Here is a 13,338-nt window from a genome sequence, read left to right on the forward strand (position 1 = left end):
TCTGCTCGACGGTGTCGCCGCCGACCTTGTCGAGCTCGTAGTCGCCGGGGGTCGCGGAGAGGTAGATGGTCTGCCCGATGCGGTCGAGGAACTCCTCCCACCGCAACGGCCGGTTGTCCATGGCGCTGGGCAGCCGGAAGCCATGGTCGACGAGGTTGCGCTTGCGCGACATGTCGCCCTCGTACATCCCGCCGATCTGCGGGACGGCGACGTGCGACTCGTCGACCACGAGGACGAAGTCCTCCGGGAAGTAGTCGAGCAGGCAGTTGGGCGCCGAGCCGCGGGTGCGGCCGTCGATGTGCATCGAGTAGTTCTCGATGCCCGCGCAGGAGCCGACCTGGCGCATCATCTCGATGTCGTAGGTCGTCCGCATGCGGAGCCGCTGCGCCTCGAGCAGCTTGCCCTCGCGCTCGAACCTGGCCAGCTGGTCCTCCAGCTCGAGCTCGATGCCGCGGATCGCTCGCTCCATCCGCTCCGGCCCGGCGACGTAGTGGGTGGCCGGGAAGACGTAGAGCTCCTCGTCCTCGGTCATCACCTCACCGGTGACGGCGTGGAGGCTCATCAGCCGCTCGATCTCGTCGCCGAAGAACTCGACGCGGACCTGGTGCTCCTCATACATCGGGAAGATCTCGAGGGTGTCGCCGCGGACCCGGAAGTTGCCGCGCGAGAACGTCAGGTCGTTGCGGGTGTATTGCATCTCGACCAGGCGTCGCAGGATCCCGTCGCGGTCGTGCTCCTGGCCGACCTTGAGGCGGAGCATCCGGTCGACGTACTCCTGCGGGGTGCCCAGGCCGTAGATGCAGGACACCGTGGCGACCACGATCACGTCGCGCCGGGTCAGCAGCGAGTTGGTGGCCGAGTGGCGCAGCCGCTCGACCTCCTCGTTGATCGAGGAGTCCTTCTCGATGTAGGTGTCGGTCTGCGGGACGTAGGCCTCGGGCTGGTAGTAGTCGTAGTAGGAGACGAAGTACTCGACGGCGTTGTCGGGGAACAGCTGGCGCAGCTCGTTGGCGAACTGGGCCGCGAGCGTCTTGTTGGGCTGCATCACCAGGATCGGACGCTGGAGCTGCTCGGCGACCCACGCGATAGTCGCGGTCTTGCCGGTACCGGTCGCCCCGAGCAGCACGACGTCCTGCTCGCCGCCCTGGATCCGTTTGGTGATCTCGGCGATCGCAGCCGGCTGGTCACCGCTGGGCTCGAAGTCGGAGACGACCTTGAACGGCGCCACGCGGCGCTCGAGATCGGTGACGGGACGCATGTGTCGAGCCTACGGTGGCCCACCGACAGCCGGTTCTGACGACCTCGGCGGGGCCCGCCCACGATCGTGGCTAACCTTGCCCACGTGAGCGCCCGGACAGTGGAACAGGTGCTCCGGTGGGTCCGGCGGGCGTTGGCGGTGGTCTTCGGCGTACCCGTCGCGCTCGGCATCGGGATGAGCCTCGTCGACTCCTACCGGCGGCGCGGCAAGAAGCCGAAGCCGTTCCCGACCACGCCGCCCGCGACCGTCGAGGTCGGCGAGGGGGCGATCACGACCTACACCTTCGGCAAGGACCTCTACGCCGACATGCTGGCCGCGATCGAGGGCGCGCAGCGGCAGGTCCTCTTCGAGACCTACATCTGGAAGGGCGACGCCGTCGGAGAGCAGTTCAAGACCGCGCTCGCGGCCGCGGCGGACCGGGGGGTCGAGGTCTACTGCATCTACGACGGCTTCGCCAACCTCGTCGTGTCACCCCGGTTCAAGCGGTTCCCGCCCTCGATGAAGGTGCTCCGCTACCCGGTCTACCCCGCCGGCTGGCGCTTCTTCGACCTGCGACGCTACGGCCGCGACCACCGCAAGATCCTCGTGGTCGACGACAAGGAGGCCTACGTCGGCGGCTACAACATCGGCTCCGCCTACGAGACCGAGTGGCGCGACACCCACGTGCGGATCACCGGCCCGGGCGTGCAGGACCTGCGCCGGGCCTTCGCGGACTTCTGGAACCTGCACCGGCGGCGCCGGTTCGGGCCCAGCGAGCGGCCGCTGCTGGTCGAGACGGCCAGCGTCTGGGAGCCGCACATCCGGCTGCAGCGCAACGTGCCGAGGCTGTGGATGTTCCCGATCCGGGGGATGTACATCGAGGCGATCAACCGGGCGAGCACCAACATCTGGATCACCCAGGCCTACTTCATCCCCGACCAGGACTTCGTCGACGCCCTCATCGCCGCCGCGAGACGTGGGGTCGACGTCCGCCTCCTCGTGCCGCTGAAGTCCAACCACGTCGTCGCGGACTGGCTCTCCCGCGGCTACTTCTCCCAGCTGCTCGGGGCCGGGGTCCGGATCTTCCGGTTCAAGGACGCGATGGTGCACGCCAAGACCTCGACCGTGGACGGGTCGTGGTCGACCGTCGGGACGGCGAACATCGACCGGCTGAGCCTGACCGGGAACTACGAGATCAACGTCGAGGTCATCGACCACGGGCTGGCCAAGAACCTCGAGGAGATCTGGACGATCGACGAGTCGAACTCGATCGAGCTGACCCGCGGCGAGTGGGAGGCGCGCGACCTGCACCGCCGCTTCACCGAGATGGTGTTGCGCCCGCTTCGGCCCCTGCTCTGACCTGCTCCTCACGAAAGGCCCGAGGTGAAGAAGCTGATCAACAAGCCCGAGGACGTCGTGGCCGACGCGCTCACCGGCGTCGCGGCCGCCTGCCCCGAGCTCAGGGTCGACCACCAGCACCGGGTGATCTACCGCGCGGAGCCGAAGGCGACCGGAAAGGTCGCGCTCGTCTCCGGAGGCGGGTCGGGCCACGAGCCGATGCACGGCGGCTTCGTCGGGACCGGGATGCTGGATGCCGCCTGCTGCGGCGAGGTGTTCACCTCCCCGACGCCGGACCAGATGGTCGAGGCCACCACCGTCGTCGACCGCGGCGCCGGCGTGCTCCACGTCGTCAAGAACTACACCGGCGACGTGATGAACTTCGAGATGGCGGGCGAGCTGGCAGCCGACTCGGGGGTTCGCGTCGAAGCCGTGGTCACCGACGACGACGTCGCGGTCGAGGACTCGACCTGGACCGCCGGCCGCCGCGGCGTCGGCGTCACGGTGCTGCTGGAGAAGATCGTCGGCGCCGCCGCGGAAGAGGGACGCGACCTCGACGACGTCGTGGCCCTGGCCCGGCGCATCAACGCCCAGGGCCGGTCGATGGGGATGGCGCTCACGAGCTGCACGGTCCCATCCGCGGGGAAGCCGACCTTCGACCTGCCCGAGGACCAGATGGAGATGGGCGTCGGCATCCACGGTGAGCCGGGCCGACGGCGGGTGCCGCTCGCCGGCGCGGCCGAGATCGCCGAGCAGCTCGTCGACCCCATCCTCGCCGACCTCGACTTCCAGGGCGGACCGAGCATCGTGATGCTCAGCGGTCTCGGGGGCACCCCGCTGATCGAGCTCTACCTGCTGTACGGCGAGGTGAGCATGCTGCTGGAGATGGCGGGCGTGCAGGTCGCCCGGACCCTCGTCGGCAACTACATCACCTCCCTCGACATGGCCGGAGCGTCGGTGACCGTCCTCAAGGCCGACGACGAGCTCCTGCGCCTGTGGGATGCTCCCGTCAAGACAGCGGGACTGCGATGGGGACTCTGACCGTGACCGATGCCGTACCCGTCGACCGGCTGGTGGCGTGGCTCTCGTCGTTCCGCGATGCGGTGCACGAGCAGGGCGCCTACCTCACCGAGCTGGACTCGGCGATCGGCGATGCCGACCACGGCGTGAACCTCGTCCGCGGCATGGACGCGGTGATGGCGGCGGTCGATCCGCCGCCCAGCACTCCGGGCGAGCTGCTGAAGAAGGTGGGGATGACGCTCGTGACGTCGGTCGGGGGCGCGAGCGGGCCGCTCTACGGCACGTTCTTCCTGCGCGGCGCGGCGGCCGCGGGCGATGCCTCCGCCCTGGACGGCGCCGCCCTTCTCACCATGCTGCGTGCCGGGCTCGAGGGGATCGTCGCGCGCGGGAAGGCGGAACCGGGCGACAAGACGATGTACGACGCGCTGGCGCCGGCACTTGCCGCGTTCGAGCGGTCGCTGTCGGCCGGGGAACACCTGGCCGCAGCCGCGCGGGCGGCGGCGGGGGCGGCGGCCGACGGCCGCGACGCCACCGAGCCCATGCTGGCGCTCAAGGGGCGGGCCAGCTACCTCGGTGAGCGCAGCGTCGGCCACATCGACCCCGGCGCGGCCTCCTCCGCCCTGCTGTTCGAGGCCCTCGCCGACTCCCTCGACGCGCGCTGAGAAGGGCCTGGTGGCCGCACAGTGATCGGGATCGTCGTGGTCTCCCACAGTCCTGCCCTCGCAAGGGCAGCGGTGGAGCTGGCGCGGGAGATGGTGCACGGGGAGGGGCCGGCGGTGGAGGTCGCGGCTGGGGCCGCGGGAGGCTTCGGGACCGATGCCACCGAGGTGGCCGCCGCCCTGCGACGGGCGGCGTCACCGGACGGCGTCCTGGTCCTGATGGACCTCGGCTCCGCGGTGCTGAGCGCCGCGCTCTCCCTGGAGCTCTCCGCGCCGTCGTACCCGGTCCGGTTGAGCTCCGCGCCCCTCGTGGAGGGCCTGGTCGCGGCCGTGGCCCGGGCCGCGGGTGGCGCGGACCTCGAGGTGGTGGCCCGCGAGGCGGAGGCGGCGCTCGTGCCGAAGGTGTCGACCCTCGCCCAGCCTGTCGCTGAGCGTCCCGTGGCCCCGAGCGCCGACCCGGCGGCCGGGGTCTCGGACACGTCGGTCCGGCTGACCCTGATCAACCCGCTGGGGCTGCATGCGCGCCCGGCGGCCCAGATCGCCACCGCCGTCGGCTCGCTCGCGGCCACCGTCGCGGTCGAGGCGGGTGGCCGCCGCGCCGACGCGACCAGCTCCCTCGAGCTGCTCACCCTCGGTGCCGGGCAGGGCGCGGAGATCACGGTGACCGCGACGGGTGCCGACGCCGTGCGCGCGATCGACGCGGTGCGCGAGCTGGTCCTGGCGGGGTTCGGCGAGCTCGAGGCCGGCTAGCCGAGGTGTGCTTCGAGCCGGCTCACGGTCCCGTCGACGTCGCCGAGCTTGTCGAGGCCGAACAGCCCCACCCGGAAGGTGGAGAAGTCGTCGCCCTCACCGCACATCAGCGGCACGCCGGCTGCGACCTGGACCCCACGCCGGCGGAACTTCGCCCCGCTGCGGACCTCCGGGTCGTCGGTGTAGGCGACGACGACGCTGGGTGCGGCGTACCCGTCCGCCGCGACGGAGGGGAAGCCGCGCTCCGCGAGCAGAGCACGGACCCGGGTGCCGAGGTCGACCTGGGCGCGGCGCAGCTCCTCGAGCCCGGCGGCGCGGGTCTCGAGCATGAGCGCGGCGTCGTGGGCGAGCGTGTCGGTCGGCATCGTCGCGTGGTACGGCGTCTGCCCCTGGGTGTAGGCCTCGGTGATCGTCAGCCATTTCTGGAGGTCGACCGCGAAGCTCGTCGAGGTCGTCGACATCACCCGGTCCCGCCCGGCCGCACCGAGCATCACGTAACCCGCGCACGGCGAGCCGCTCCACCCCTTCTGGGGCGCACTGAGCAGCACGTCCACACCGAGCTCGGTCATGTCCAGCCACAGCGCCCCGGACGCGATGCAGTCGAGAACGAGCAGGCCACCCACGCCGTGCGCCGCGGCGGCCAGGGCGCGGACGTACTCGTCGGGCAGCACCATGCCCGCCGCCGTCTCCACGTGCGCCGCGAGGACGACCTCGGGTCGGTCGCGCTCGATGGCCTCGACCACCTCGGCGACCGGCGCCGGGGTCCAGGGAGCCTGCCGGTCGCCCGACACCGGGCGGGCGCTGCACACCGTCGTCCCGCTCGCCACCGACCCGGCGTCGAAGATCTGCGACCAGCGGTAGGAGAACAGGCCGTTGCGGACGACGAGGCACCGCCTGCCCGTCGCCAGCTGCCGGGCGACCGCCTCCATGGCGTAGGTGCCACCGCCGGGCACGACCGCGACCGTCTCGGCGGCGTAGGTCGTGCGCAGGACGTCGATGATGTCCTGCATCACCCCGACGAAGCGGTCGGACATGTGGTTGAGGGAGCGGTCGGTGAAGACGACCGAGTACTCCAGCAGCCCATCGGGATCGACGTCACGGCGAGGAAGTTCCACGTCCGCAGGGTGTCACAGGTCCGCCCGCCACCGCGGCGGCCACGACAATGGGGCCATGGTGAGCGGCTCCGAGGCGACGGTGGCGTTCCGGCTGTGGCCGCCGGTGGCGGTCGGCGCGCCCCTCCTCGTCGGGTGGCTGGCCACGTTGCTCCTCGGTGACCCGGTCGACCTCGGGGGTTGGCGGCTCCCGCTCGGCTGGGCACTCCTGCTGTTCTTCGCCGTCTGGAACGGCTGGTCGCTGTGGCTGTTCGGCAGGCACCGGACCGGGCTGCTGCCCGGCCAGCCCACCGAGTCGATGATCGAGAAGGGGCCCTACCGCCTCTCGCGCAACCCGCTCTACGTCGGGCTGCTCGCGCTCTACCTCGGGCTGGCGCTGCTGGCACCGACGTTCTGGGGGCTCGTGCTCTTCCCCGCAGCGGTGCTGCTCGTCCTCTGGGGTGCGATCCGCCCCGAGGAGCGGTTCCTGCACGAGCGGTTCGGCGCGGCGTACGACGACTACGCACGGCGGGTGCGCCGCTGGCTGTGAGGGCCGCGCCGGGATAGTCCCAGACCTTCCCGACACACCTTGGCCGACGGTTGTTGGGAACGTCTGGGACTATCCCGGCCGTCAGTCCTCCACCTGGGCCAGGAGACGGTCGCCGATGTCCGGACCACTGAGGTCGACCGTCCAGTCGCCGTCGCCCACGGCCCTGCCGCAGGGCCGGGGGCTCGCCTCGAGACCGCTGCCCGGGCGCAGGCAGGCGAGGTTGAGGACGGTGCCCGACGCCGTGACGAGGCGGCGTACGACACCGGTCGCGGCGTCCTCGTAGTCGACGTCCATCGCCAGCACCCGGACCAGGCTGCGGCCGGGGACCGTCGAGGTGGCGCTGTCCAGCGCGCCGTCCACGGTGTAGCTGAAATAGAGCTCGCTGGCCGGCTCCTGCAGCCGGATCGTCTGGTGATCGGTGCCGACGCTCTCGCGGTGCGCCACGAGCGCGCCGTCCATCGTCCGCACGTCGAGGTCGAGTGACTCGACGGAGCCGGGCCGCAGGTCGGGGTCGGTCGTGGTCACCTCGAGCTCGCTGATGGGGTGCGGCGCGCGCACCCACGTCTCGACCGCCACCTGCCCGTCGCTGCCGACGTCGCTGACGACGTACATCCCCTCGGCAGGGGCGCCGCCGGGCCGCGGCGGGGCGGTGCCGCGGCTGCCCGGTGGCGAGGAGCCTGCGGGGTCGTCGTCGCTCGTGCTCAGCGCACGCGCGCCGAGCACGACGACCACGACCACGACCGCGACGGCGGCCAGCGCCTTGAGGCCCCGGGTCACGACCGGCTCCGCGGCTCGTCGACGGGGGTCGCGGTGATGACCGCGAGGTTCTGGTAGCCGCCGCGCGCCGCGTCGTACGGCCCGGCGCACGTGACCAAGGTCAGCCGCCGTGGTCCGGCCGGCGAGTGGAGCCAGGACCCGGGCCCGATCGTGCCCTGGGCCCGCAGCTGGAGGGAGACCACCCGGAACGTCTGGTGCAGCCCCGCGGACCAGAGCCGGAGCCGGTCGCCACGGCGGACGCCGAGCAGGCTTGCGAACGGGCCGAGCCCCTGGGTGCGCGAGTCGACGTGGGCGGCCACCAGGGTGCTGCCGAACGGGTCCCCGAGCCGCGACCCACCGCTCCACCAGCCGGCCACCCGGATGTCGTCGGGTACGTCGAGGAAGCCGTTGCGGGTCGTGCCCACGGCGCGGATCGCGACCCGGTGGCCGTCGGGCAGCCGGATGCGCGTCGGCGGCTCGGGCACGACAGAGCCGACCCGCCGGGCCAGCTGGGCCGGGGCCGCGGTGGCGGTGCTCCGCGCGGACGCCGACGGCGACGAGGTTGCCGCAGCGTGCGCTGCGACGGTCGGCGCCCCATCGCCGGCCGAGCAGCCGGCCACGCTCGCGGCTCCGAGGAGAGCCGCGAGCGCGAACGAGGCCCTCAGCCGGCGAAGGTCCACACGTGCACCCCGCTGACCAGCCCGGCCGAGCCGGTGTCGATCCCGCTGGGCGGCGCCCCTCCGGACTCGGTGCCGGTGGTGGTGCGGACGATGACGTTCATGGAGCCGTCCTTGGGGTTCCCGACGGCGTAGACCGACGTGATCGTCCCGGCCTTCAGGGTGACGTCGAGCGGGCCGAGGATCGGCTTGCCGGTCACCCCGGCGGGCAGCAACGACACCTGGTGCGGGCCGGCGGCCACGTCGGCCTGTGCGTACTCGCCGTTGGCGATGTTGGTGAACACGGTCTGGCCGTCGACCACGACGTCGGCAGGCGCGGTGGTCGCGGTGTGCGCCAGCAGGACCCTGGCCTTGCCGGGAGCGATCGGGTCGTTGGACGTCGGGTAGACGCTGACGACCGGCGTGCCTCCGACCTCGGCGGGCCGGTGCACGACGACGTCGCTGGACTCCCCGGCGGTGACGTCGACCGACGAAGCGATGTCGCCGGTGCCGTCGGTGAAGGTGACGTCGTGGCTGCCCGCGGACAGGTCGAGCGGCCCGACGATGGTTCCTTCGGCGACGTCCTGCTGGACCTGCTCCCCGTCGACGGAGACGGTCAGCGTCAGCTTCGGCACCGCCTGGACGATCGCGATCCTGCCCACGCCCGCATTGTGGATGGCAGCGCGCGGTGCAACCCGCGCGTCGCTGGCGACGCTGGTGGTGACGACGGCCCCGACGACGAGCGCGACGGCCGCGACGGCGGCCCGGAAATTGCGCGTATACATGATGTCCCCCCAATGGGCAGGCACCCCCGTGATGCCGTTCCCACCGTCAGGCTAACCCTGCGGCGCAGGTTGAGACAGGGGTCAGGAGAGCTCGGTACGACGCCGGGCCAGCTGCCGCCGCTCCTCCTCGGTCGGCGCCAACGCCGTCGCGCGGTCGAGCTCGGCGACGGCCTCGTCGGTCCGGCCCGCCCGGGCCAGCAGGTCGGCCCGGGCGGCGGGGAGCAGGTGCAGGCCCTGCAGGGCGGGGTGGCCGGCCAGGTCGTCGAGGAGCAGCAGTCCGGCGGCAGGCCCTTCGGCCATCCCGACCGCGACCGCGCGGTTGAGCGAGACCACGGGTGAGGGATGCAGGTCGAGCAGCCGTTCGTAGAGGCGCACGATGCGCCGCCAGTCGGTGTCCGCGGCGTCCCGGGCGCGGAGGTGGGTGAGAGCGAGCTCGGCCTGCAGTCGGTAGGGGCCGGGCACCCGGCCGTAGGGCATGGTCAGGGCCAGCGCCTCGTCCACCTCGGCCCGGTCCCAGAGGGAGCGGTCCTGGTGCTCGAGGGTGACCAGCTCCCCGTCGACCAGCCGCGCGTGCCGACGGGCGTGTTGGGCGAGCATGAGCGCGAGCAGCGCGGTGACCTCGTCCTCATCGGGCATCAGGTCCACCAGCAGCCGGCCCAGCCGGATCGCCTCCGCGGCCAGCCCGGGCTGTGCTCCCCCCGCGTAGCCCTGGGTGAAGACGAGGTAGACCACGGCCAGCACACCGTCGACCCGTTCGGTCAGGTCGGCCGGCTCGGGGACCTTGTAGGGGATCCCGGCGTTCGCGACCCGCTTCTTGGCCCGCAGCAGCCGCTGCCCCATCGTCGCCTCGGGGACCAGGAACATCCGGGCCACCTGTGCGGTGCTCAGTCCGGCCACGACCTTGAGGGTGAGTGCCACCCTCGCCTCCATCGAGAGGGCCGGGTGGCAACAGGTGAACACCAGCCGGAGCCGGTCGTCGGTCAGCGCACCGATGTCCACGCGCTCCTCGCCTCCCTGCTCGTCGATCTCCTGCTGGGCGCCGAGCTCTGCAAGCTTGGCGCGCTCGGTGCCCGATCTCCGGATCACGTCCAGCGCACGCCTCGTCGCCGTCGTGGTGAGCCAGGCGGCGGGGTTGCGAGGGACGCCGTCGCGCGGCCAGGTCAGCAGCGCCCGCTCGGCCGCGTCGGCGACGGCGTCCTCGGCCAGGTCCCAGTCACGGGTGGTGCGGATGAGGGACGCGACGATCCGGAGCCGCTCGGCGGCCATTGCCTGCGCGAGCGCCTCGTGGACCTGCTCATCGCTCCTCACTCAGTCCTCGACGAAGGGCCGGAGCTCGAGCCGGCCTCCGACCGCCATCGGGTGCTCGGAGGCCACCTTGATCGCCTCGTCGAGGTCGGCGCACTCGAGCACGTCGAAGCCGACGATCCACTCGCGGGACTCGGCATAGGGCCCGTCGGTCACCAGCAGCTCGCCCTTGCGCCGGGTGACGCTGGTCGCGTCTGCGGCCATCCGGACCTGGTTGCCCATCAGGCGGACGCCGGCGCTGTCGTACTTGGCCACCCAGTCCTCGACGTCGAGGGTCCCGGTCAGGTCGTCGTCGGTCGCGTCGCGGCTGGGGTCGAGGGTGACAAGCATCAGGAACTTCATGTCAAGCCTTTCCTAGGTCGGTTGTCGCAGTACGACGAACGGCCGTCGCTGGATCCGACACCGCCGTGATCCCTCCTGGCCTCGGACGCCTACCGTCGGACCGGTAGGTGGGTCCGCGGGGCCATCCGGGGCCCTCGGCGCGGGCGGCGCAGCCCGGCCAGGCCGACCAGGGCCGGGACCCGGCCGCGGTGCGGCCGCCAGGGCTCGAGGAACTCCTCCAGCTCGGCATCGTCGAACGGCCCGCCCCTCAGGGCCCAGCCGACGTCCTTGGCCACGTGGTAGTCACCGAAGCTCACCGCGTCCGGGTCGCCGTGCGAGCGCTGCCGCACCTCGGCACTGGTCCACACGCCGACCCCCGGGATCGTCCGCAGCCGCCGGTCGGCCTCCTCGTGGCTCAGCCGGACCGTGCGCTCGAGGCTGTCGGCCACCCGGGCGACCGTGACGATCACGCGCGACCGGGCCGGGTCGATGTGCATGCCCAGCCACTCCCAGGAAGGGACTCCTCGCAGGGTCTCGGGGGCCGGCTGGACCCAGAGCCTCATCTCGCGCCCGGGACCGGGAGCGCGCTCGCCGTAGCGGTGCACGAGCCGGCGGAAGCCGGCGAACGCCTCCTGGCCGGTGACCTTCTGCTCGACGATCGCCGGGACCAGCGACTCCATGACCAGGCCGCTACGGCCGAGCCGGACATGGGGATGCCGGCGCCACGCCTCCTCGAGGACCGGGTGCCGGGGCTCGAAGCCCGACCAGTCGTCGTCCGCACCGAGCAGGCCGGGCACCGAGTCGAGGGCCCACGCGGCCCCCGGCCCCCAGGCCTCGGCGTGCACCTCGCCGTGCCGGTCGAGCGGTGCGATCGCCAGGGTGGCCGGACCCTCCGGCGTGCGGATGCCGCGCCAGACCCGTCCGCGCGGGTCGATGCGGAAGGTCGGGTCGGCGCCGCCGTGGCGCTGCTGGTGGAGCATGCTCACCACCGGACACGGCCAGTGGGGACGCCACACCCGCATCCGTCCGACTGTCACGACCCCGACACTACGGCGTGGCACCGGCGGGGCTCCCTATCCTCGGGCCATGGCGTTCGTCTACCCGGGGGCCACCCTCACCCCCTCCAAGAGGGAGCTGATGGACCGGTGGCTGCCGTCGCGGCCGTGGTTCGACGGCAACCCCGACCGGAAGCCGGTCGGGTCGTTCCGGTTCGACGACCCCGACGGCGAGGTCGGGCTGGAGGGGTTCATGCTCGGTGCCGAGGGGCTGCCGACGTACCTCCTGCCGCTGACCTACCGCGCGGCGCCGCTCGAGGACGCCGAGGAGCACCTGGTCGGCCAGAGCGAGCACTCCGTGCTCGGCCCGCGCTGGATCTACGACGGGTGCGCCGACCCGGTCTTCGTCAGCGAGCTGGCCCGAGCGGTCCTGACCGGCGGGACCGGGGTGGACCACGAGTACGACGTCGGGAACGGCATCGAGTCGCAGCCGACCAGCGCGCAGGTGCGAGGCAGCGGCAGCGCTGGGTCCGTGCCCGAGCTCGACACGGTCGGCTGCCACGACGAGGGGCCGCTCACGATCGTGAACGCCGGGCCGCTCGAGGTCGTCCTTGCCCGGATCGTCGGCACCTACGTCGAGGCTGCCGAGACGCTCACCATCACCTGGAAGGGCGGCACCGACGTGGTCGTGGCCGGGGTGCGGCCGGGCTGAGCCTGGCCCCGTCAGTCGAGGTCGTGGTCCATCTCGAGCGGCTCCAGCGAGCCGAGCGACTCGGCCACCACGATCAGGTCGTCGCCGATGGCGAGCCGGAAGTCCTGGGGCGGGTTGACGAAGGCCTGTCCCTCGCGACTGACCGAGAGCAGCGTCGCCCGGTGGTCGGCGCGCAGCTTGGCTGACAGCTCGTCGACCGACAGGCCGACGTAGTCGTCGGGCAGCTGGACACGGTAGAGCTCGGAGCCCTCGCCGCCGGAGACGATGTCGGTCACGAGGCCGGCCAGGCCGGGGTAGAGCGACGAGCGGGCCATCAGCCGGGACACCAGCTGGGAGGAGACCAGGATCTCGTCGGCCTCGGCGCGCTGGAAGTGCTCGACGTGGGCGGGGTTGTTCACCTCGACCACGGTCCGCACCTGCGGGGCCAGCGACTCGATCGCCATCACGCACAGGATCGACTTCATGTCGGCCTCGTTCGAGCCGTCCGCAGGGCAGACCACCGCCGCCTGGGCGTCCTCGACGCCGGCTCGCCGGAGGTCGTGGGCGGTCGTGATGTCGCCGCTCACGAAGTAGACGCCCTCGCCGGCAGGGTTCTTGTCGGTGTCGTGGATCACGACGATCTTCGTCGTGTACTCGTCGGTCGACAGCTCCTGGATGAGCTCGCGCGCGGTCGCGTTCCAGCCGCAGACGATGATGTGGTCGCGGTAGCCCGAGGCACCCATGCCCTGGCCCTCCTTGAGCAGGTAGTCGATGAGGAACCCGACCAGGGCTCCGGTCAGCGACGCGACGATCGCGACGCCGAACAGGATCAGCAGCCAGCTGAACACGTAGCCGATGGGCGTGTGGACCTGGGAGGAGTCCCCCGCGCCCATCACGGTGGTGACCGACCAGTAGAGCCAGTCCATGAACTGGCCGAGGAACTCCCGCAGCGTGTCCCAGGTGTGGCCCTCGGTGTTCCGCTCCGCCACGGTCACCAGGGCGGAGGTCACGATCAGGAAGCCGACGAGCAAGATCCCGATCCGGAAGAAGAACGAGCTGTCCAGCCCGCTGGTCAGCCGCTTCACGTGGTAGGCCGCGCGACGGAAGATCGGGATCGAGAAGAACGTCGCGACACGCTTCGGGATCAGGGCCATGGCGCGGGGATCATCCCATCAGGCGAGGCG

General features: G+C 72.0%; 15 protein-coding genes and 1 pseudogene. 7 read left to right on the plus strand and 9 right to left on the minus strand.

Annotation, left to right across the window (positions count from 1 at the left end):
* Positions 1-1,258 (minus strand): DEAD/DEAH box helicase family protein (locus VFV89_RS05650; RefSeq protein ID WP_329704934.1); only part of this gene is annotated, 1,258 nt, incomplete at its 3' end.
* An 84-nt stretch (positions 1,259-1,342) separates the two neighbouring features.
* Between VFV89_RS05650 and VFV89_RS05655 the strand changes: the two genes are divergently transcribed.
* The 5 genes and pseudogenes from VFV89_RS05655 (at position 1,343) to VFV89_RS05675 (ending at position 5,004) form a co-directional block, all read left to right on the plus strand.
* On the plus strand, positions 1,343-2,596 hold the full coding sequence (locus VFV89_RS05655) for a phospholipase D-like domain-containing protein (RefSeq protein WP_329704935.1): 1,254 nt from the start codon (positions 1,343-1,345) through the stop codon (positions 2,594-2,596).
* Between the two features lie 24 nt (positions 2,597-2,620).
* Positions 2,621-3,616, plus strand: a complete 996-nt coding sequence (gene dhaK, locus VFV89_RS05660) for a dihydroxyacetone kinase subunit DhaK (RefSeq protein WP_329704936.1) — start codon at positions 2,621-2,623, stop codon at positions 3,614-3,616.
* On the plus strand, positions 3,604-4,257 hold the full coding sequence (dhaL, locus tag VFV89_RS05665) for a dihydroxyacetone kinase subunit DhaL (protein ID WP_329704937.1): 654 nt from the start codon (positions 3,604-3,606) through the stop codon (positions 4,255-4,257). The genes dhaK and dhaL overlap by 13 nt, the downstream gene beginning before the upstream one ends.
* 21 nt (positions 4,258-4,278) lie before the next feature.
* Positions 4,279-4,671: pseudogene (locus VFV89_RS05670) on the plus strand (PTS-dependent dihydroxyacetone kinase phosphotransferase subunit DhaM); the annotation flags it as partial.
* Between the two features lie 21 nt (positions 4,672-4,692).
* Positions 4,693-5,004 (plus strand): HPr family phosphocarrier protein, encoded by a 312-nt coding sequence (locus tag VFV89_RS05675; protein ID WP_329704964.1) that lies wholly within the window; start codon positions 4,693-4,695, stop codon positions 5,002-5,004.
* Here the strand turns inward: VFV89_RS05675 and VFV89_RS05680 are convergent.
* Entirely contained in the window at positions 5,001-6,119 is a 1,119-nt protein-coding gene (locus VFV89_RS05680) for a hypothetical protein (protein ID WP_329704938.1), read from the minus strand. The genes VFV89_RS05675 and VFV89_RS05680 overlap by 4 nt on opposite strands.
* A gap of 55 nt (positions 6,120-6,174) precedes the next feature.
* Between VFV89_RS05680 and VFV89_RS05685 the strand changes: the two genes are divergently transcribed.
* The gene (locus VFV89_RS05685; RefSeq protein ID WP_329704939.1) at positions 6,175-6,645 is read left to right on the plus strand and encodes an isoprenylcysteine carboxylmethyltransferase family protein; all 471 of its coding nucleotides are present in this window, start codon (positions 6,175-6,177) and stop codon (positions 6,643-6,645) included.
* Between the two features lie 81 nt (positions 6,646-6,726).
* On the opposite strand, the gene VFV89_RS05690 is transcribed toward VFV89_RS05685, so the two are convergent.
* The 6 genes from VFV89_RS05690 to VFV89_RS05715 all read right to left on the minus strand — a co-directional run bounded on the left by VFV89_RS05690 (position 6,727) and on the right by VFV89_RS05715 (position 11,448).
* Positions 6,727-7,422, minus strand: coding sequence for a hypothetical protein (locus VFV89_RS05690; protein WP_329704940.1), 696 nt, complete (start codon positions 7,420-7,422; stop codon positions 6,727-6,729).
* Positions 7,419-8,081, minus strand: coding sequence for a class F sortase (locus tag VFV89_RS05695; protein WP_329704941.1), 663 nt, complete (start codon positions 8,079-8,081; stop codon positions 7,419-7,421). Before VFV89_RS05695 ends, VFV89_RS05690 begins: the two co-directional genes overlap by 4 nt.
* Positions 8,063-8,842: a DUF4397 domain-containing protein gene (locus VFV89_RS05700; RefSeq protein ID WP_329704942.1), complete on the minus strand. Its 780-nt coding sequence runs from the start codon at positions 8,840-8,842 to the stop codon at positions 8,063-8,065. Before VFV89_RS05700 ends, VFV89_RS05695 begins: the two co-directional genes overlap by 19 nt.
* 81 nt (positions 8,843-8,923) lie before the next feature.
* The gene (locus tag VFV89_RS05705; RefSeq protein WP_329704943.1) at positions 8,924-10,150 is read right to left on the minus strand and encodes an RNA polymerase sigma factor; all 1,227 of its coding nucleotides are present in this window, start codon (positions 10,148-10,150) and stop codon (positions 8,924-8,926) included.
* Complete coding sequence (locus tag VFV89_RS05710; protein ID WP_329704944.1) at positions 10,151-10,489, minus strand: YciI family protein; 339 nt, start codon at positions 10,487-10,489, stop codon at positions 10,151-10,153.
* A gap of 89 nt (positions 10,490-10,578) precedes the next feature.
* Positions 10,579-11,448, minus strand: a complete 870-nt coding sequence (locus tag VFV89_RS05715) for a DNA-3-methyladenine glycosylase 2 family protein (protein ID WP_329704945.1) — start codon at positions 11,446-11,448, stop codon at positions 10,579-10,581.
* A gap of 106 nt (positions 11,449-11,554) precedes the next feature.
* On the opposite strand from VFV89_RS05715, the gene VFV89_RS05720 reads away from it, so the two are divergent.
* Positions 11,555-12,175, plus strand: a complete 621-nt coding sequence (locus tag VFV89_RS05720) for a maltokinase N-terminal cap-like domain-containing protein (protein ID WP_329704946.1) — start codon at positions 11,555-11,557, stop codon at positions 12,173-12,175.
* An 11-nt stretch (positions 12,176-12,186) separates the two neighbouring features.
* Here VFV89_RS05720 and VFV89_RS05725 read toward each other — a convergent pair whose 3' ends face one another.
* Positions 12,187-13,308 (minus strand): potassium channel family protein, encoded by a 1,122-nt coding sequence (locus VFV89_RS05725; RefSeq protein ID WP_329704947.1) that lies wholly within the window; start codon positions 13,306-13,308, stop codon positions 12,187-12,189.
* Between the last annotated feature and the right edge of the window lie 30 nt (positions 13,309-13,338).

Origin of the sequence: Nocardioides sp., assembly GCF_036274455.1 — a bacterium.
Classification (GTDB): Bacteria; Actinomycetota; Actinomycetes; order Propionibacteriales; family Nocardioidaceae; genus Nocardioides.

Coding starts and splice junctions, on each gene's coding strand:
- dhaL (WP_329704937.1), top strand. CDS start 3,604: ATGGGGACTCTGACCGTGACCGATGCCGTACCCGTCGACCGGCTGGTG.
- VFV89_RS05685 (WP_329704939.1), top strand. CDS start 6,175: ATGGTGAGCGGCTCCGAGGCGACGGTGGCGTTCCGGCTGTGGCCGCCG.
- VFV89_RS05700 (WP_329704942.1), bottom strand. CDS start 8,842: ATGTATACGCGCAATTTCCGGGCCGCCGTCGCGGCCGTCGCGCTCGTC.
- VFV89_RS05710 (WP_329704944.1), bottom strand. CDS start 10,489: ATGAAGTTCCTGATGCTTGTCACCCTCGACCCCAGCCGCGACGCGACC.
- VFV89_RS05715 (WP_329704945.1), bottom strand. CDS start 11,448: ATGCTCCACCAGCAGCGCCACGGCGGCGCCGACCCGACCTTCCGCATC.
- VFV89_RS05720 (WP_329704946.1), top strand. CDS start 11,555: ATGGCGTTCGTCTACCCGGGGGCCACCCTCACCCCCTCCAAGAGGGAG.
- VFV89_RS05725 (WP_329704947.1), bottom strand. CDS start 13,308: ATGGCCCTGATCCCGAAGCGTGTCGCGACGTTCTTCTCGATCCCGATC.